The sequence below is a fragment of the Sphingobacterium sp. BIGb0116 genome (assembly GCF_024808035.1).
Taxonomy (GTDB): Bacteria; Bacteroidota; Bacteroidia; order Sphingobacteriales; family Sphingobacteriaceae; genus Sphingobacterium; species Sphingobacterium paramultivorum.
This window is the reverse complement of sequence record NZ_JANUDT010000012.1, coordinates 231,342-250,738: the sequence shown is the minus strand read 5'-3', so window position 1 is coordinate 250,738 and position 19,397 is coordinate 231,342. Positions and strand designations below refer to the sequence as shown.

16 protein-coding genes are annotated in these 19,397 nt (G+C 39.6%); 9 read left to right on the top strand and 7 right to left on the bottom strand.

Annotated elements, in window-relative coordinates; translation table 11 throughout:
* The first annotated feature begins 32 nt into the window (after window positions 1–32).
* Both M2419_RS25355 and M2419_RS25350 read left to right on the top strand, forming a co-directional pair.
* Window positions 33–968 carry a hypothetical protein gene (locus M2419_RS25355; protein ID WP_259255843.1) on the top strand — a complete coding sequence of 312 codons (936 nt, stop codon included), beginning with the start codon at window positions 33–35 and terminating at the stop codon, window positions 966–968.
* Window positions 969–972: 4 nt separating this feature from the next.
* Window positions 973–3,417: a glycoside hydrolase family 2 TIM barrel-domain containing protein gene (locus M2419_RS25350; protein ID WP_259255842.1), complete on the top strand. Its 2,445-nt coding sequence runs from the start codon at window positions 973–975 to the stop codon at window positions 3,415–3,417.
* Window positions 3,418–3,956: 539 nt separating this feature from the next.
* On the opposite strand, the gene M2419_RS25345 is transcribed toward M2419_RS25350, so the two are convergent.
* Both M2419_RS25345 and M2419_RS25340 read right to left on the bottom strand, forming a co-directional pair.
* Entirely contained in the window at window positions 3,957–4,925 is a 969-nt protein-coding gene (locus M2419_RS25345; RefSeq protein WP_259255841.1) for a zinc-dependent alcohol dehydrogenase family protein, read from the bottom strand.
* 106 nt (window positions 4,926–5,031) lie between these two features.
* Window positions 5,032–6,009, bottom strand: a complete 978-nt coding sequence (locus M2419_RS25340) for an alpha/beta fold hydrolase (protein WP_259255840.1) — start codon at window positions 6,007–6,009, stop codon at window positions 5,032–5,034.
* A gap of 92 nt (window positions 6,010–6,101) precedes the next feature.
* Between M2419_RS25340 and M2419_RS25335 the strand changes: the two genes are divergently transcribed.
* The 3 genes from M2419_RS25335 to M2419_RS25325 all read left to right on the top strand — a co-directional run bounded on the left by M2419_RS25335 (window position 6,102) and on the right by M2419_RS25325 (window position 8,862).
* A complete protein-coding gene (locus M2419_RS25335; protein ID WP_259255839.1) occupies window positions 6,102–6,971 on the top strand; it encodes a LysR family transcriptional regulator in 870 nt (289 codons plus the stop codon).
* A gap of 70 nt (window positions 6,972–7,041) precedes the next feature.
* Entirely contained in the window at window positions 7,042–7,950 is a 909-nt protein-coding gene (locus M2419_RS25330) for an AraC family transcriptional regulator (protein WP_259255838.1), read from the top strand.
* A 75-nt stretch (window positions 7,951–8,025) separates the two neighbouring features.
* Window positions 8,026–8,862, top strand: a complete 837-nt coding sequence (locus M2419_RS25325; protein ID WP_259255837.1) for an SDR family oxidoreductase — start codon at window positions 8,026–8,028, stop codon at window positions 8,860–8,862.
* Window positions 8,863–9,077: 215 nt separating this feature from the next.
* On the opposite strand, the gene mnmE is transcribed toward M2419_RS25325, so the two are convergent.
* A complete protein-coding gene (mnmE, locus tag M2419_RS25320; RefSeq protein WP_259255836.1) occupies window positions 9,078–10,457 on the bottom strand; it encodes a tRNA uridine-5-carboxymethylaminomethyl(34) synthesis GTPase MnmE in 1,380 nt (459 codons plus the stop codon).
* Between the two features lie 177 nt (window positions 10,458–10,634).
* Here mnmE and M2419_RS25315 point away from each other — a divergent pair, with 177 nt between their 5' ends.
* Complete coding sequence (locus tag M2419_RS25315; protein ID WP_120334634.1) at window positions 10,635–11,120, top strand: hypothetical protein; 486 nt, start codon at window positions 10,635–10,637, stop codon at window positions 11,118–11,120.
* Window positions 11,121–11,187: 67 nt separating this feature from the next.
* Here M2419_RS25315 and xpt read toward each other — a convergent pair whose 3' ends face one another.
* The 3 genes from xpt to M2419_RS25300 form a co-directional block, all read right to left on the bottom strand.
* The gene (gene xpt, locus M2419_RS25310) at window positions 11,188–11,763 is read right to left on the bottom strand and encodes a xanthine phosphoribosyltransferase (RefSeq protein WP_153846943.1); all 576 of its coding nucleotides are present in this window, start codon (window positions 11,761–11,763) and stop codon (window positions 11,188–11,190) included.
* Window positions 11,764–11,816: 53 nt separating this feature from the next.
* Window positions 11,817–13,595: a long-chain fatty acid--CoA ligase gene (locus M2419_RS25305; RefSeq protein WP_259255835.1), complete on the bottom strand. Its 1,779-nt coding sequence runs from the start codon at window positions 13,593–13,595 to the stop codon at window positions 11,817–11,819.
* A 266-nt stretch (window positions 13,596–13,861) separates the two neighbouring features.
* A complete protein-coding gene (locus M2419_RS25300) occupies window positions 13,862–15,055 on the bottom strand; it encodes a proline dehydrogenase family protein (RefSeq protein WP_159728590.1) in 1,194 nt (397 codons plus the stop codon).
* Between the two features lie 95 nt (window positions 15,056–15,150).
* Between M2419_RS25300 and M2419_RS25295 the strand changes: the two genes are divergently transcribed.
* From M2419_RS25295 to M2419_RS25285, 3 genes are all read left to right on the top strand, one after another.
* Complete coding sequence (locus M2419_RS25295) at window positions 15,151–15,357, top strand: RNA-binding S4 domain-containing protein (RefSeq protein ID WP_070568728.1); 207 nt, start codon at window positions 15,151–15,153, stop codon at window positions 15,355–15,357.
* 50 nt (window positions 15,358–15,407) lie between these two features.
* Window positions 15,408–16,475: a 3-dehydroquinate synthase gene (gene aroB / locus M2419_RS25290; protein ID WP_159728588.1), complete on the top strand. Its 1,068-nt coding sequence runs from the start codon at window positions 15,408–15,410 to the stop codon at window positions 16,473–16,475.
* Window positions 16,476–16,596: 121 nt separating this feature from the next.
* Window positions 16,597–17,313, top strand: a complete 717-nt coding sequence (locus M2419_RS25285; RefSeq protein WP_159728586.1) for a ThuA domain-containing protein — start codon at window positions 16,597–16,599, stop codon at window positions 17,311–17,313.
* Between the two features lie 156 nt (window positions 17,314–17,469).
* Here the strand turns inward: M2419_RS25285 and M2419_RS25280 are convergent, their stop codons facing one another.
* A complete protein-coding gene (locus M2419_RS25280) occupies window positions 17,470–19,356 on the bottom strand; it encodes a TonB-dependent siderophore receptor (protein ID WP_159728584.1) in 1,887 nt (628 codons plus the stop codon).
* Window positions 19,357–19,397 lie beyond the last annotated feature (41 nt).

Genomic DNA, 19,397 nt, shown 5'->3' with positions numbered 1-19,397 from the left:
CTTACTATTGGTTGAATTATAACTAGACAAACATGAAAAAGATATTCACATATGCCATCTGCTTTTTTGCGGCGATGGTACTCTTTGGAGCTTGTTCTCCCGAGAATTATACACTGGGAGACATCGATGTCACTTCGACGCAGTTGGAGAAGGGAAAGGCCTTTACCGTTGAACATGATGCCAGTAATCCCAATATTGTGTATTTAACCAGCTTGATGGATTCAAAATATACCCCATTGTGGGAGCATCCACAAGGACGGAGTCAGGAGAAAAAGGTAACCCTGAGAATGCCTTTTCCCGGTGAGTACACCGTTAAATTTGGTGTCGAGACGCGTGGTGGCATCGTCTACGGCGAGCCAGTGACATTTAAAATCGATCAGATGTATGCCGAGTTTATCAGTGACGAGACCTGGACCTTATTGACGGGCGGGGCAGGGGAAGAGAAAACCTGGTACCTTGATCTGGATGCTGAGGGCATTTCCCGCTACTTTAAAGGTCCAATGTATTTTTACGGCACAGGTGACTGGTGGGGAAGCATCAATAAAACAGCCGCGCCTTTAAATAGCGATAGCTGGAGTTGGGAACCCGATTGGAAAGGCAATAGCTGGCTTATGCCTGCCGGTGATTATGGAAGTATGACTTTTGATCTGAAAGGCGGTGCAAACATCAACGTGAATCATGCTATGCTGGGGAAAGTCCAGAAGGGGACTTTTAATATCGATACCGAAAAGAAAACCATCCGTATGACCGGGGCTGCCCCTTTACATGGAAAGCCGCAAGATGGGATCGTTGTCGACTGGGGTGATGTACGAATTATGTCGCTGACCGAGAATACGATGCAACTGGCGGTATTGCGGGATCCCGTGCTTTCGAACGACGGAGCAGCTATGCTGACCTTCAATTTTATCAGCAAGGCCTACAAGGAGAGTTTGACCGAAAATGCCTCGGATACCAATAAGACTAAATAAGCCTATGTTGAAGCGACTATTTCACACAGGATATAGCCGAATGATGATCCTGCTCTTCCTGTTATTGGCGACCGCGGGCTCCTTAAGTGGACAGTCCAGAAAGGTTATTGATTTTAATGGGGGCTGGTGGTTTAAACTGGATAGCAGCCAGCAATATAGCAATGGACGAAAAGGAGAGGGCTGGCGAAAGCTCGATCTACCACATGACTGGAGTATCGAAATGCCATTTAGAGAAAACAGCCCCGCAGGTAGCGGGGCTGCTTACCTCGATGGTGGTGTAGGATGGTATCAAAAAACGTTTAAGCTGGCTCAGGCTGAGCAAGGGCAACGGATATTTATTGCATTCGAAGGTGTATACGAAAACAGTGAAGTCTGGATCAATGGGCATTTCTTAGGAAAAAGACCCAATGGTTATATCGGATTTGAATATGAGCTTTCCCCTTATTTATACTGGGATGGTAGGGAAAACCTGCTTTCAGTAAAAGTAAACAATAAGAATCAGCCCAACTCGCGTTTCTATTCGGGGTCGGGGATCTATCGGGATGTCAAATTAATCAGCCGGAATCCAGTCAGCATAGGAACGAACAGCACCTTCATAAGAGCTGGGCAGCTCAGTGAGAAACGTGCTGTCGTGGATCTCTCCCTGGAAATTGAGCATAACCCTGAGGAATCAAAAAAGATTACGCTACTGACAGAGGTTCTTTCGGCTCAAGGTGCTGTTGTCGCAAGCAAACGTACCACGTTGAGCGCTGTCAAAGCAGGTCTGCACTCCATCGCTCAGCAGATAGTCCTCGAAAATCCCGTCTTATGGGGTATTGAAAATCCCTATCAATATACTGCAAAAATTAAACTTATTGTTGATGGTCGGGTTGTAGATGAACAGCGTACGAAATTTGGCTTACGTAGTTTTAGTTTCGATCAGCAACAGGGCTTTATATTTAATGGGAGGCAGCTTAAAATCCGGGGTGTCTGTTTACATAGTGATCTCGGCGCTTTGGGTATGGCATTCAATACGTCGGCAGCATTACGTCAGCTCCGCATTATGAAAGCAATGGGGGTCAATGGGATACGCACATCACACAACCCTGCGGCTCCAGCGTTTTTGGACCTTTGCGATAGCTTGGGTTTTGTCGTGATGAGCGAAACTTTCGATGTCTGGAAAGGGCATAAAAACCCTTATGACTATCATTTATACTGGGACGAATGGTACAAGCGGGACTTTGTTGACCATGTCAAAAGGGACCGGAATCATCCGTCGCTGTTTATCTGGTGCCTGGGCAATGAAGCGCAGGAGCAATGGCATTCCAAAGCTGATGGTACAGCCATTCCGATCGCGCTGGCCGCAATCGTCGATAGTCTGGATGGCACACGTCCGACCACCATTGCCAATAATGAGCTCTCCAAAGCCAATCCTGTGCTGATGAGTTCGGCGGTAGATCTGATTGGCTACAACTATAACCATACGAAATGGGCAAGCTTCCCACAGGACCATCCCGGAAAGAAGTTTATCGTAACGGAAAGCACTTCGGCGTTGGAAAGCCGCGGAACGTATGATTTGGTTCCTTATGATTCTAGTCGCATGTGGCCTGAACGATGGGATATTCCTTTTTCTGGCGGGAATGAAGACAGGAACATATCGGCTTACGACAATGTATTTACACCATGGGGTTCAAATCATCAGACAAGCTTGAGGTTGATGGAAAGGTATGACCATATTGCTGGGATGTATGTATGGACGGGATTTGACTATCTCGGCGAACCCACACCGTATACCTGGCCGGCACGAAGTTCGTACTTTGGTATTGTGGATCTAGCTGGATTTCCGAAAGATGTCTACTATCTGTATCAAAGCGTATGGACAGAAAAGCCGGTCTTACATGTATTGCCTCATTGGAATTGGAAGCAAGGTGACCGGGTAGATATCGTCGTGTATTTTAATCAGGCTGACCGGGTGGAGCTTTATCTGAACGGTAAAAAGATAGGGGAGCAGTCCAAGGACCCAGACCGGTACGACCTTGTATTTAAGGCCGTTGAATTTGAACCAGGGGAGATTGAAGTAATATCGTTTCAAGGTGGCAAGAAACTGCTAAGTAAAACGATCCGTACGGCAGCGAAAGCGCATCGTATACAATTGTCTTCAGAAAACGTGACTTTCAATTCGGCAAACAAAGAACTTTCCTTTGTGCATGCCTATATCGTGGACGAGTTTGGTACGATCGTTCCTGATGCAGACGATAAAATCGAATTTGAGGTGGAGGGAGATGCTGCAAAAATTGTGGCGACAGACAATGGCAATACAACGGATCTGACAAGCTTCCAATCAGCTTCACGCAATGCTTTTCATGGTAAAGTCTTGGCGATTGTCAGGAGCAAAAACAAAGGTAAAATACGGGTAAGGGCAAAAAGTGAAGGACTAATTTCGGGTGATATTCAACTTGAAGCCAATTAGTTCTTGGCTCTGGTCTGCGCCGGATTTGTCTATTTTTTTACTAATACGAGCAAGATCTTACCATGGTAAGATCTTGCTCTTTGTTGTATCCTACTATCCTTAAGGCTATGTCAAACACAATTGAACCTGGATCAGTTTAAGCAGCATATCAAAAAATTAAAGGATCTAATTGATACAGTTCAAGTAAAAATTCTAAACTACGCAGAACAAGACAATGCTGTATTCACGAAACATTTAGTGAGTTCTACACTAAAAGATGGATCGAAACACCCCCATAAAGTTTTTGCTGAATTTATAGTAAAGGATGGAAAGATTAGATACTGTGATGAACTAACCTCCTTAGTTGATGGTTTGATGCAGGCAAACATTTGGACTCGGTTATGTAATTTTGTCAACGATAGTCCTTTTTATTGCAAAGACCTAAAACTATAGCGTAAATTCGTTAAGACACAATATTCAGATCCTTCCATATTGTTAAAAACCGCCCGTATTAGGTGGTTTTTATATCTTGTCAAGTACTTTTCCTTACGAAGGGACATTTAATGTTCAACTTCTATTGCAATTTTACCATAAAAATCTTCAACACCTGCTTTGGTTTCCAAAAGGCTATGGGCTTTACCAATATCTGACAATGAAAAGGTCTTGGTAAAAACAGGCTTTAGTTTTTTGCTTTCCACCAGCTTAGTAAGCTCATCTAGCTTATTCCTGTTTTGTCTTGTAAAAACAAAGTGATAAGTTGCATTTTTTCCCCATGCTTCAATAAGATTTTGCGGCTGCTCAATGTCAACCAGTGTAATAACCTGTCCCATCTGACTAAGTATTTTTCCACTATCAGCGAGAGTATTACCTCCTATAGTATCAATGATTACATCTACTCCTTTATCATGAGTTAATCGATTAATCGTGTGAATATAGTCCTCATTTTTGTAGTCAATAACATAATCAGCCCCTAACTCAAGTAGGAATGGATGGTGAACTTTTCTCGCAGTCGTAAATACAGTTGCTCCCATAGCTTTAGCAATCTGAATAGCTGGTATTCCTACACCACCTGCGCCTCCGTGAATCAAAATAGTCTGGTTAATCTTAAGTTGCGCTCTTGTAACCAACATTTCCCACGCAGTACCGGCAGCCAAAGGAAGTGTTGCGGCTTCTAAATGGCTTATGTTTTCAGGCTTGAGACCGATGATGGATTCATGAGCACAATGATATTGTGCATAACTTCCCTGTCCGTTAAAAATTTCTGGCGAATAATAAACTTCGTCTCCAACTTTAAAATTTTCTACTCCGGGGCCAACTTCTACAATTACACCAGAGATATCGTGTCCTGTAATAACAGGTAGGGTTAATTCATTTTTGTAATCTCCACGACGGATCTGGTAATCTAAGGGGTTGACAGAAGAAGCAATAACTTTTACTAGAACTTCTTTAAACTGTGGCTTTGGTGTTGGAATTTCTAAAATTTTAAAATTTTCAACAGAACCAAACTCATTTAAAATTGCGGCTTTCATTGTAATGTATTTAAGCAGGTGAAGACCTGGATGTTTAATCAAAAGGGTGAAAAACGCTATTAGTGAGAGATTGATATTTCGCAGTAATAGCGTTTTAGGTAAATAATTAATTGGGTAATTTATGCATAAATTCAAGGATCTCTGCAGCGATCTCAGTAACATTTGTTTCTAATGCAAAATGGCCTGTATTGTAGAACGTAAGCTTTGCTTTAGGTAAATCTTTTTTATAAGCTTCCGCACCCTGAGGTAAGAAATAAGGATCTTTATTACCCCAAACAAGTAATGTTTTAGGTTGATATTTTCTAAAGTATTCATGAAACTTTGGATACAATGCGATATTGGTTTTATAATCTTTAACCAGATCCAGTTGTATATCAATATTTCCGTCTCGGTCTAAAAATTGTTGATCTAGCGTATAAGATTCAGGTGCTATTAAAGACGTATCGGACACCCCCTGATGATACTGGAACCACGTTGCTTCTTTGGATACAAAATCTTTTAAGGCCATTCTGTTTTCCTGTGTAGGCTCATTCCAATATCTTTGAATGGCATCCCACTCATTGCTAAGTCCTTCTTTGTAAGCATTACCGTTTTGAGAAATAATTCCTGTTATTTTTTCCGGATTGTTCATCGCTAATCGCAATCCTACAGGAGCACCATAGTCAAATATATAAACCGTAAAACGATTCATTTTCAGATGGTCAATAAAGTCCTGCATTGTTTTAGCTAAATTGTCGAATGTGTATTTGAATTTATTGTGATCCGGAGCATCTGAAAAGCCAAACCCTGGTAAGTCAGGTGCTATTATATGATAGTCTTTGCTTAAAATAGGAATTAAGTTTCTAAACATATGAGACGAGGTTGGATACCCATGTAATAGTAGTAGAGTTGGTTTAGTTACATCTCCTGATTCTCGATAGAATATGTTTAATCCATTTACTTTAATGTTTTGATAGTGAATTGAATGATTGTCCATGTTTTTATTTTTTGAAATTAAATTTTGTGGTAGTTGTGCCATTGAAATGTTACTCATGCATAGCGTTAGTGATAGGCTTGCTATGGTTTGTCTAATTACTTTGTTCATCTTAATTATTTTGAATGTCAAAAATAAGCTATACATTTAATCGTTAAAAACGATTAAATGTGATTTAAAAAATCACAAAAAACGATTTATGTATGAATACAAACGATTTAAAAATATTTGAAGCAGTTGTAGAAAGCGGTAGCTTTACTAAAGCTGCTGATATTATGTTCACTGTACAATCCAATGTTACAGCCAGAATAAAAAGTCTCGAAGAAGAATTCAATGCAAAACTATTTTCCCGTACTTCCCGTAAAGTTGAGTTAACTGAAGAAGGAAAGATACTGATGAACTATGCAAAACAAATTCAGCATTTAGTAGAGGAAGCTAAAAATGAAATAATAAGCAATGAGACGGTTAATGGGCATTTGACTATAGGTTGTATGGAAACAACGATGACATTAAAAGCGCCAGAAATACTGTTGGCTTTTGGAGAAAAATATCCTGCTGTAGAATTAGAATTTAAATCGGATAACAGAGATTCACTTATTTCAGATGTTTTGAATTACAAACTTGATGCAGCTTTTGTATCTGGACCTTTAAATATAAGTGGGTTAGAAAAAATAAAGATAAAAGAAGAGCAGCTTGTTATTTTAGCATCTTCAAAAGAAGCGGGATTAAATAAACTATTGGCGAAGGAGCCTATGAAAAGTATCGTTTTTGACAATGGCTGTATTTTTAGGGAACGATTAGAATCCTGGTTTAGCCATAAAGGAATTCATAATTACAAAAGTATTGAACTCAATTCTATTGAAGGTATTATTAATTTTGTTGATGCAGGTTTAGGCATTAGTTTGTTACCGGAAGAGGTCGTGTCAAGATACTATCAGGGACGAAATATTTGTACTTATCCCTTGAATAAACAGCTGGGAACAATGACAACTTTACTGGTTTACAGGAAGGGTAAAGCACCTTCCAGAGCACTACAAAGCTTTATTGATATGCATATACAAGATATTGCCTAAATGACCGGTAGTTTAATAAGGGTAGATTAATTATATAAGATTATTCTGATAAAAATTTCAGTCAATAGGTATGAAAGGAACACCAGAAACGATAGAGCAGTTTTATAAACATAAATATGATGAAGATTTATGTGTTGAAATTAAAAAGAATACCGGGCAATTTGGTGTCTTTAGAGTTGAAGATCGAATTCGTACCGGCACTACATCTCCATCTTTTATAAGGCGTAATTTTTTTAAAATAATGTTGTTACAGGGAGACAGTATATTTCATTATGGGGACAAAAGTATTCCTGTTACCGGAAACACATTGCTTTTCTTCAACCCGCATGTACCATATACTTACGAACCCTTGTCATTAGATTCTAAGGGGATATTTTGCGTGTTCAGTAACGAGTTCCTGAATGGAAACTTCCGGTTAGATCTGCTGAAACTACCACTTTTTACGACTAAAGACCAACCTGTTTTTAGCATAAAGGGTGATGATTTTTCTGAACTAAAAGCAGTATTTGAAAAGATTATAAAAGAAGCGGATACTGATTATGTTTACAAATACGAGCTGATTAAACATTACCTCTGTGAGTTAATTTATTATGGCATGAAGCTGAAACCTATTGAATACAATACAGAAGCTGTAAATGCAGCCTATAGAATCACCTCTGTCTTTATGGAATTATTAGAGCGCCAGTTTCCCATAGAGTTAAAAATTCAACGTTTCGAATTTCGCCTACCTAAAACGTTTGCCGATCAACTTTCTATACACGTAAACTACTTGAATCGCTGTATAAAAAAACAAACAGGGCGTACCACTACAGATCATATCGCTGAGCGTCTAATTTCAGAAGCCAAGGCTCTTTTAAAATATACTAAATGGGACATTTCAGAAATCAGTTATGTCCTGGGCTTTGAAGAACAATCTCATTTTACCAATTTCTTTAAAAAATATACCAATATAACTCCGGGTAGTTTTAGGCAGGTTTGAATTTTGCAAGCATTGGTGTTAAATCCATAAAATATACCCGTGAGAGTAGAATAATTTTGTATGAAAATTAATGTTATGAATAATACAAAAATTTGGTATATCACCGGAGCATCCAAGGGAATAGGACTTTCACTAGTAAAACAACTGTTGAGCAAAGGTCATAAAGTAGCGGCAACTTCAAGAACAGTTACTGCTTTTGAAGCATTACCTATTCAAGGAGAGAATTTTCTTCCTCTGGAAGTTGATTTAAAAGATGAACAATCTATCGCCAAATCCCTTGAAAAAACAACGAAGTATTTTGGAAGTTTGGATGTTGTGATCAATAACGCAGGTTATGGATTAGGGGGAGCATTGGAGGAACTCGATGCTGCGGAAATAGAAGAAAACTTTCAGATCAATTTCTTTGCTGTAGTAAAAGTTATTCAAGGGGCATTACCCTACTTAAGAAACCAGGGCTCGGGGCACATTATTAATATTTCATCTATTGCTGGTTTTGCACCAGGGTTGGGATGGAGCATTTATTCTTCCGCAAAATCCGCAGTGACAGGTCTATCAGAGGCGTTGGCCAATGAGTTAAAACTATTGGGTATTAATGTAACGGCAGTTTTGCCCGGATGGTTTCGTACCAATTTTGCTAAACAAGATTCGATTGCTTTTTGCCAAAATCAGATTGACGCTTATCAGCATTTGCGGACGGCTCATCAAAGAATGAACGAAATAGATGGCAATCAATTAGGCGACCCTAGTCAGATTGCTGATGTTTTAATTCAATTGGTATTTAACGCAAACCCTCCAGTGTTATTATTTTTAGGAACTGATGCATTTCAAAGAGCACAAGATAAAATTGTCCAGCTTTCAGAACAAATAGAACAATGGAAAAGTCTTTCCTCATCAACGGATTTTAAAAATTAAATGGCCTCTGACTCAAAGTATAATTTTGGAAGACATACTTCCAGGATATGCATTAAAATACCTAAAGCGAAGTTATTTCTCCCGGGTTTAAAAGATATTACCAGTTTGAGGGACAATAGGGTGCAAAAAAAGCCAACTTACTCGTTAATTACTACAAAATTAAATCCTGTAAATAAGTTAATCATCAGTATGTTGGCTTGTTCTATTTTATCTGTTTACTTTCCGATACAGAACTTGGAAAAGATATTATCCAATAAATCGTCTGTAGAAACACTTCCGGTGATTTCACCAAGATGATATAAGGCTTGGCGTATATCCATCGCTAGAAAATCAGAAGTGACCGGATTGTCAATACCATAGATTACGCGTTCGAGTGAATCTGCTGTTTTTTGTAGCGCTTCTACGTGACGTATGTTGGTGACCATGACATCGTCGGTATTTAAATTTCCTAATTGTACACGGTTGATCAATTCGTCTTTCAGTTCCTCGACACCGATTTGTTCTTTCGCTGAAATGTAAAGCGGATTAAGGACATTGTAAACCTCTTTTTGCGCCTCAGAAAGCAAATCTGATTTATTGATAATGGTGACAAATGGAATTTGTAGGCGCTCGATTTCAGGTAATTGCGCTTGTACTTCCTCGACTTTGTCCTGTGTAGGGTCAAATAGGTAAATGATCAATCGCGCCTGTTTCATCTTTTCACGGGTACGCTCAACACCTTTTGCTTCAATAACATCTGCCGTCTCACGTATACCTGCTGTGTCAATAAATCGGAATGTGACGCCATGAATATTAATTTCATCTTCAATGGTATCGCGCGTTGTTCCTGCAATATCAGAAACAATGGCACGTTCTTCGTTTAAAAAAGCATTCAATAGCGTTGATTTTCCTACATTAGGTTTTCCGGCAATGACAACAGGAACACCATTTTTTAGGACGTTACCCTGTTCAAAAGATTGCACTAATTTTTGAACAATAACCTGTATTTTGTTGATTAGATTTTTTAGCTGATCCCTGTTGGCAAATTCCACATCTTCTTCCGAAAAATCAAGCTCTAATTCAATCAGTGAAGCAAAGTGAATGAGATCTTCACGAAGGGATTTAAGCTGATTGGAAAAGCCACCACGCATCTGCTGCATCGCCACTTGATGTGAGGCGGCAGAATTGGATGCAATTAAATCGGCAACTGCTTCTGCTTGGGATAAATCCATTCCGCCATTGAGAAATGCACGTAAGGTAAATTCTCCCGGACGGGCAGCACGTGCTCCTTTTTTGATGAGTAAATTTACAACGCGCTCAATAATATATTTGGAGTTATGCGTTGATATTTCCACCGAATTTTCTCTCGTATAGGAGTTCGGGGCTACAAATAAGGAGACCAATACTTCGTCAATGATCTCTTCGCCATCGCGTATGGTTCCGAAATGGATGGTATGTGATGCTTGTTGAAGTAGGTTCTTTCCTTTAAATATTTCGTTCGTAATTTTTATGGCATTTTGGCCCGAAACGCGTATGACAGCAATAGCGCCGTTTGTTCCGGAAGATGTCGCTAATGCAACAATGGTATCTTCAGTGATATATCCTGTATTTGACATGGTACAAAGATACGTTAAATTGAAGTAATGGATTCTATATATTGCGGCACAAATTAAATTCGTCGCGATCGATTAAACCTTTGTTCAAACATTGAAGTCATACCCATAGAAACGCTTGTAAAAAAGAATGGAACACAGGCGGAGTGGAATTGATTTTTAAATTTAAATTATACTGTTATGAGAAAGATGATATACTTCGCGTTGGCAATTGGAGGACTGGTTTTAATCGCTCCTCAACAATCTTCGGCTCAACATCGTGGACATGAACGTGAATGGAAACAGGACAAAGAGCGTAGAAAATATGAAGAGAAAAGGGATAAGGAATATCGAAAATATTTAGAAAAACGCGAAAAAGAAGACCGTAAGTATCATAAAGAAGTAGCTAAGTCATACCGAAAAGGATACCGTCATGGAGCACCAGCCTGGGCAAGTGCACATCGTTACGATAGTAGACACCATGTATACTTTAGAGATTACAAAACATTCTACGATCCTTACAGAGGAGGTTACGTGTATATGCGCAATGGTCGTTGGAATTTTTCAGCAAATGTACCTTCATTTATGTTAAATGTCAACTTGGGAGCAGCCAATATCCGGATTGTAAAAGATGTTGCAATTAGCAGACATCCTGAAGATTTTTACAACGACTACCGTTGGGATTAGAAAGAATTTATCTTGTTGTTTGAATAAAAAAGCCTCAATCTTTAGGAAGATGAGGCTTTTCTTTTTGCTAGTCTTCTTCGAAACTGACTTTATTTACTTCAAGCGACTTTATCCGCGCTAACGATTCAATTCTTAAATTGGGCAATTCTCTTAATCTTTTGCCACCTTCCTGGAAGGATTTTTCGATAATAAATCCCATGCCCAATACTGAAGCCCCCGATTGTTTAACGAGATCGAGCATACCAAAAGCGGCATTCCCATTAGCCAAAAAATCGTCTATAAAAAGAACATTGTCGCTCGGCGTAAGAAACTCTTTGCTGACACAGATGTCATAGGTTCGGTTCTTGGTAAATGAATGTACCTGGCTTACATACATATCAGCCATGGTGGTCGGTTTTGCTTTTTTTACAAATACAACCGGTAATTCCAAAAGGTAGCCAAGCATGATCGCTGGGGCTATTCCGCTTGCTTCAATTGTAATGATTTTATTGATCGGGAGGTCTGCAAAACGACGGACAAATTCCACCGCAATAGATTTCATCAATACGGGGTCCATCTGGTGATTGATGAAGTTGTCTACTTTAAGTATGCCTCCTGCAAGACTTTTACCGTCATGAAGGATTCTATCCTTTAATAATTTCATGTTTTACTCGTATAAATATAGCGCGCTATGTCAAAATTTTGATTTGTTAATCCTTAATCCATCTCCATCTGATAGAGGTTATTGAACTCTTCCTGATGATGTTCGAGAATTACCTTTCTTTTCATTTTCAAGGTTGGTGTTAACTCTCCATTTTCAATAGTAAATTCATCTGTTAAAATAATTGGTTTCTTAATCTGCTCCCAGTTACCAAAGTGTTGGTTCGCCCGACGTACCTCCTGATTGACTTTTTTTACAATGGCAGGGTCAGTCAGAAAATCATCCTTTGTCATGCTTGCAAGTTCAGGAGCATCTGTTCTGGCCCAATCCAACAAATGGGCATAGTTTGGTACAATAAAGGCAGAAGCAAACTTCATCCCGTCACCGATAACCATTGCCTGTTCAATAAATTTAGATTCAACGAGCTTGGTTTCTATTGGCTGTGGTATGACGTACTTCCCACCAGAAATTTTGAACATCTCTTTTTTTCGGTCTATGATTTTCAAGAATTTTTCATCTTCCCACTTTCCAATATCTCCGGTATGCAGCCATCCATCAATGATGGTTTTATCCGTTTCGGCCTTGTTCTTATAGTATCCCATCATGACATTAGGGCCTTTTACTAATATTTCCCCGTCTTCAGCAAGTTTTATTTCAACAAAACGGACAGGAAGGCCAACAGTACCTATGCGTATTCCTTTGATATAATGATTGACCGAAATGAGTGGGGAGGCTTCGGTCATGCCGTAACCCTCATATAATGGAATTCCTGCAGCTAAGAAGGCACGTGTTAACTTGCTGTGAAGAGAGGCTGATCCAGAGGCAACGGTAAGTAATTCGCCACCCAATGCTTCATACCATTTATTAAGGACAAGTTTCTTGGCAAGCTTTAGTTTGAGATTATAGGATAGACTTCTTTTCTCAGGATTTGGATCATATTCTTCTGCAACTGAAACAGCCCAATCAAATACTTTGCGTTTGAAACCACTGAGATCATGACCTGTTTTCATAATTTTCTCATAGACTTTTTCAAGAATACGTGGGACAACGGTCATGATATGAGGTTTTACTTCCTTCAGATTATCACCAATCTTGTCAAAAGATTCTGCGATATAGATCGTAAAGCCAAGATACATATAGGTATATAAAACCATACGCTCGTAGGCGTGACAAGGAGGGAGGAAGGTCAGTCCTCGGTCATAAGCTTTACAAGGGGTAATTTCTGCTGCACCCAATACATTGGAAAAAATATTATTGTGTGAAAGCATTACGCCTTTTGGTTTGCCCGTTGTACCGGATGTGTAAATCAGGGTAGCGAGATCTTCAGGTTTAACCTGGTCACGTAGTGCTGCTAGTTTTTCTAGGGAGCAATTGGAGCCTATATCATTAAGTTCTTTCCAGCTACGTGTGCCTTCCTGATCTGCGATACAAAAAATATACTTCAATGTATAGATTGAGTCGGTTAGATTCATCAGGCGATCGTACAAGCTTTTGTTACTGACGATGCAAACCCTGATTTCGGCATCATTAAAGATATATTGATAGTCTGTATCCGTAATATTTGGATAGATGGCGACCACTACTGCACCAATTTGCTGGATTGCAAAGTCAATCAAATGCCATTCCATACTGCTGCCGGCAATGATACCAACTTTCTCGTTGGGTTTCACGCCAAGTTCAATCAGCCCTTTGGAGAGGCTGTCTACTTGTTCAAGAAAATCTGCCGTTTTGATGTGGTTCCACTTGCCGTCTATTTTGTGTGCAAATATGTCAAGATCGGGGTATTTGCCCATCTGTTGACGTGCAAGATCAAATAATCTAAGTTTTTCTTCCATTTCAAATCGTATTCTTTTAAGCTCCGGGGGAGCACCCTTCCAGTATGAACTTTGTTTTAAGGGAAAAGTTTGCAAACATAAATAATAGTTTCAAGAATATGGAATGATTTTGTAATTAGCTTGTTTCAAAAGGACGAAGGGGAGGCGAGTGGATAGGTAAAGTGCTTTTGTGCTTTTCAAAAGTAGGATGTTTCTTGGAAACCAATTGAGAATAGCTCCTTGAGTAGATGAACTTGATGCCCGTTAATTATAAAAAAAGCTAGTCGTTATCGACTAGCTTTTCTTCTTTGTTTTTCTTTGATCAAAAGCCCCAGCTCCCGACCTGTCGCTCCTGCGACGGAAGTATTTTCTTGTGCTCTACGGAAAAGGTATGGCATCACTGCTTTAACAGGTCCGTAAGGCATGTATTTAGCAACATTGTAGCCGTGTGCAGCTAAATTGAAGCTCAGGTTATCAGACATACCCAATAATTGTGCAAAGAAAATACGGTCGATTGATCTGTCGATACCACGTCTGTCAATTTCTTTTGCCAATAGCATGCTGCTATCTTCATTGTGCGTACCTGCCATCAGTCCAAAATTGTCCAAATGATCCAATATAAATTCAATAGCGTCGTTGTAATCTCTATCTGAAGCTTCTTTATTGGGTTGAATAGGGTCTGAATATCCCTTTTGTGCGGCACGTGCACGCTCGATTTCCATATATGCACCACGTACAATCTTGGCACCCATGTGGAAGCCTCTTACTTTGGCGTATTCAAAATCAGCTTTCAATGATGCCAACTTATCACTGCGGTACAATTGATAGGTGTTATAGACAATAGGTTTTTCCATATTGTATTTTTCCATCATTTCACGTGCAATATCATCGATCGCATCCTGAATCCATGAATGTTCAGCATCCACCAATACTTTTACACCAGCTGCATGACAAGCTTTACAGATGCGATCGGTACGATCCAACATGCGTTGGTATTCTGCTTGTTCGCTCTCTGTCAAGGTCTCTTTCGCATTGACTTTTTCAAACAGTTCAAATCGGCCTAATCCGGTTGGTTTAAATACCGAAAATGGAATGTACTTGTTTTTACTTGCCGCAACTACGGTACGTAATACCTCTTCGCAACAGGCGTCAAATGCACTTTCTGTTTCCTCTCCTTCAACGGAATAATCCAATATTGTCCCTACACCATTCTCTCCCAATTCGTTGATTGCTGTTTCGCAACCTGCGATGGTCTCTCCACCACAAAAATGCTTGAAGATTGTTTTACGGATGATGCCTTGGATAGGCAGTCCTATGTTTAGGGCAAAGTTGGTCATTGACGGACCTACTTTTGTCAAGAAGTTATTCGCTATTATTTTGAATAACCAATACGCTCTTTCCAAATCCTTATCGCTTTTACCTTTAAAAGCAATCTCTGTATTATCAAAGGATAATGTCTTGGGCTCAGAATTCTCAATCATAATCTTTATTTGCAATAAGGCAAATGTAGCAATTTAGTAAGCATTAAAACGATGATAATTCTTGTATTCCTCAGTTAAACCACTATTTTTGTGAAATGCAAGAATTTAAAATCGAGGGCGAATATATCCAGCTTATACAGTTACTTAAAGCTTTAAATTGGGTAGAGCATGGCGCTATGGCTCAATGGGTTGTGGCGGAAGGGTATGTGAAGTATAATGGGCAGGTTGATTACCGGAAAAGACTCAAATTAAGACCAGGAGATGTTGTTGAATTTGATGGGATGCAAATAAAATTGGTGTAATATTAAACAATATTGGTAAATAGAAAACTTAAACCTTAAAGAATCGTAGAATGGAAGTCATAGAAAGTTTGGGCTATCAGGTATATTTTGATGATACGTTGGCCTCTTTAGAGGCGTTTTTAGCCGAGCGCAATTACTCAAAGATCATCGTATTGGTGGATACCAATACTTTGGATAATTGTTTGCCGCTGTTTCAGCAAGCTTTACCCAATTTAGCGAATTATGATGTGATAGAAGTAGATCCGGGCGAGGAAAATAAAAATATTGATTTCTGTATTGGTGTATGGCATAATATGCTCGATTTCGGAGCTGATAGACATTCATTGATGATCAATCTTGGCGGTGGTGTGGTGACCGATATGGGGGGATTTGCCGCGTCGACTTTCAAAAGAGGGATGGATTTTATTCAAATTCCGACGACTTTACTTTCTCAGGTAGATGCATCAGTAGGAGGTAAAACCGGTATTGATATGGGAAGTGTGAAAAATATTATTGGAACTTTTGCACAACCCCAAGCTGTTTTTATTTCAAGCCAGTTTTTGAAAACCTTAGATCAACGTCAGTTAATCTCAGGTTTTGCTGAAGTAATCAAACATGGACTGATCTTCGATCGGGCTTATTATGAGCGAGTGAAAACATTGGAGATCGATCAAATCGACAATTCTTTGGTCAAACATTCTGTTTCGATCAAAAACCGTGTTATCCTTGAGGATCCGAAAGAAAAGGGACTGCGTAAAATTTTAAACTTCGGTCATACAATTGGTCATGCTATTGAGGGATACTCGTTGTTGAACGATGCTTCATCTTTATTACATGGAGAAGCTATTGCTGTAGGAATGATTTGTGAGGGGTATCTATCGCATAAATTGAATGGTTTGCCTTTGGATGAATTAAACGATTTGATCCAAACCTTCAGAAAATATTTCAACGATTACACATTTGATTCATCCATTGATACAGCCTTGTTGGATCTGATGCGAAATGATAAGAAAAACCTGTCCAATCAGATCGGTTTCGCATTGCTTGACCAAATTGGCAGTTGTCAATATGATATCTACGTTTCTGAGGAAGATATTATTGAAAGTCTTGATTTTTACCGTGAGCTAATCACACAATAATAAAACAGAAAAGCCGTGTATCGGGAGAATGTACGGCTTTTCTTTACAGCTATTTTTATCGCAATTTCATTGCGGAAAATAGTAAACCTAAACTTAAATCATCATAATAACCATTTATATCATGAATAGAATCTTCATTTTTCTGTTTCTCCTGTTGGGGATATCAGCTGCTGTTCAGGCACAAAGGCAAGTATTAATCTTTAGCAAGACAAAAGGGTTTAGACACGGAAGCATCGAAAAGGGTGTACAGGTACTTAAACAATTGCTAGATAAAGAAAAGATAAAATCTGATCATTCGGAGGATGCTGCTCTGTTTACAGATCAGGGATTGAAAAAATATGACGCTGTTATCTTTCTGAGCACAACTGGCGATATTCTCGATAATGCGCAACAGGAAGCTTTTGTGCGGTATATCCAATCAGGAAAAGGGTTTGTGGGTATCCATGCCGCGACGGATACTGAGTTTGATTGGCCATGGTATAACGGCCTTGTAGGAGCATATTTTGCGTCTCATCCTGCCGTACAAAAAGCCAAAATTGATGTGCTGGATAGAAAACATCCGGCCACCAAGCACCTCGATCCGATCTGGTGGCACAAAGATGAATGGTATAATTTCAAGGACGTGAAGGACGGATTGCATGTTTTGATGAATTTGGATGAAAAAAGCTACCAAGGTGGAAAAATGGGTGATCAACATCCAATCTCCTGGACCCAGAGCTACGATGGAGGGAAAGTCTTCTATACTGGGCTTGGACATACCGATGAGTCCTATGACGAACCTGAGTTCCAAAAACATTTAATTGGAGGAATTTTATCTGTTCTTCCCAAGAAAAAGTAACTTATTTTATAGTTGGCGTTTTCTTAAATAGGGCATGGTACATGCTTCTATGTGCCAATAGCACAATGAAAAGTCCCAAATGGAATGACCATTTGGGACTTTTTTTATAATTGATGGCGAAATGGGAAGAGAACTGATTTTGCCATTTGATCGGGTTTAATAGTTCAGTTTGTATTTTGCACCGATACTAAACCAACGACCGGGCATTGGAACGGCGGCAGCTTCTATATAGCTCTTGTCAAATATATTCTGAACATCCACAAAGATGTTTAAGTCGTGGAGTTGGTACGACCCTCTTACGTCAGCGATGAAATAAGATTTGTAACTGATACGCTCATTAAAGCGGTTTGCAGAAGTTAACATCCAGTTCTTGTGGTTTATGGTAAAGTTGGCAATAACTTGATGCCTTAAGCTTTCAATAGCATATTTGGATAGTATCCCGTCTGCTAATGTTATGCTTGGGTTGAGATAATTATAACTTAACGTTGTAAAGTATCGTGTCGTTGCGCTGGGATCATTGATATTATATCGGAATGAAGCATTGAATCCATCAATTTTATTTTTTCCAATATTTATTGGTTTCCAAGGAATGACCGTTCCGCTTCCTGTAGTTGCATCCTCTTTTTGCCAGTCTATGAAATCGCTTATCCTTCGATGGAAATAGCCCGCTTGAGCAATAATCCGATTGGATAAGTATTTTATACCACCTTCGATCTGATAGGCATTTTCAGAGCTCAGTGTGGGGTTTCCGACGTTGGCTGTCTGATTGGTGTAAAGATCCGTAAAGGAAGGAATCCGCTGGCTAGAACCTGCGTTGACTACAATCTTCCAATGTTCGGTAATATCATATCCCAAATCTAGACCCGGAAATACCTGCCAGCCAAATTTTGAGTTATAATTGATGTAGGCCCCTGAGTTGATCATCAGTTTTTTGATCGCCTCTGTTTTGAATTCAAGGTAGCCGCCGTAATTCTCCCGGTTATGGTCGCCAATACTGGTGCTATTGATGCGTTCAAATCGACTTTCCAGTCCTAGGCCAAATGTACCATAACTTTGCTCCAATGTAGCATTGATTTCTGCTCCGAAGACGTTGCTGTAATGTTTGGATCTACCTTTGGTTGTTTCTCGGCCTAAATACCAATATTCATCTTCGTTGTAGCGATTACTGAGGCGTGGACTGATGGAAAATGCCTGTGTTAATTGATGCTTGGACTGCAGGGAAGCGAAAGCTGTCTTAACCTGTTCATAAGCTTCCTTGTCACTCGGTGCAGCATAGTAGCCATTGGCTCCAAATTGATTGTTGATATAGCCAACATTGGCTTTTATCATATTGGCTGTATTCGGTTGATATGTCCCGTCATAATAAAGTTTATTATTGTTGGAGGCCGTATTGTAACGTTGTCCATTCGAATCTTCGTGGCCAAAATATAAACCGTGGCTTGTTTGCTTGGTTAAGAACTGTGAGCCAAGCTGAACACCTTTACCATAATACTTGCCTGCACTTGTCTGCTCATTATCTTTGAATGAAGAACCACTATATACCTGGGCACTTATTTGATTTGATTCAATTTTCTTTGTTACGATGTTAATGGCACCGGTTAGTGCATTAATACCGAAAATCCGTGAAGCTGGCCCCCGAATGATTTCAATACGCTCGATGGCCTCCAGAGGAACCGGAAGGTTCATATTGTGATGGGCACTCTGTGGATCGGTGATTTTAACACCATTGAGTAGGATCGCCGTCTGTTCAAAAGACCCCCCGTCGATACTTATATCTGCCTGCGAACCGAATGGTCCACGTTGGCGAATATCAACGCCTGGGATATTGCTAAGCAATTCGTTGATTGATCGATTTGGGAGTCTCTGTATATCTTCCTGCGTCAATATTTGGATATTCTTGCTTTGTTTTGAAAAAGGGATCTGTAAGCGATTTTGATTAATGATGACTTCGCCCAAAGCGGTTGTGTCTTTAATCTGAGCAGTCGCAGCTCCAATACTCAGCACTAATGCAAGGTTTGTTAACGTAATATTCTTATTCAACATGCTTTCCTAGATTTTACGCTGCAAAAGTAGCTTAGCTGACT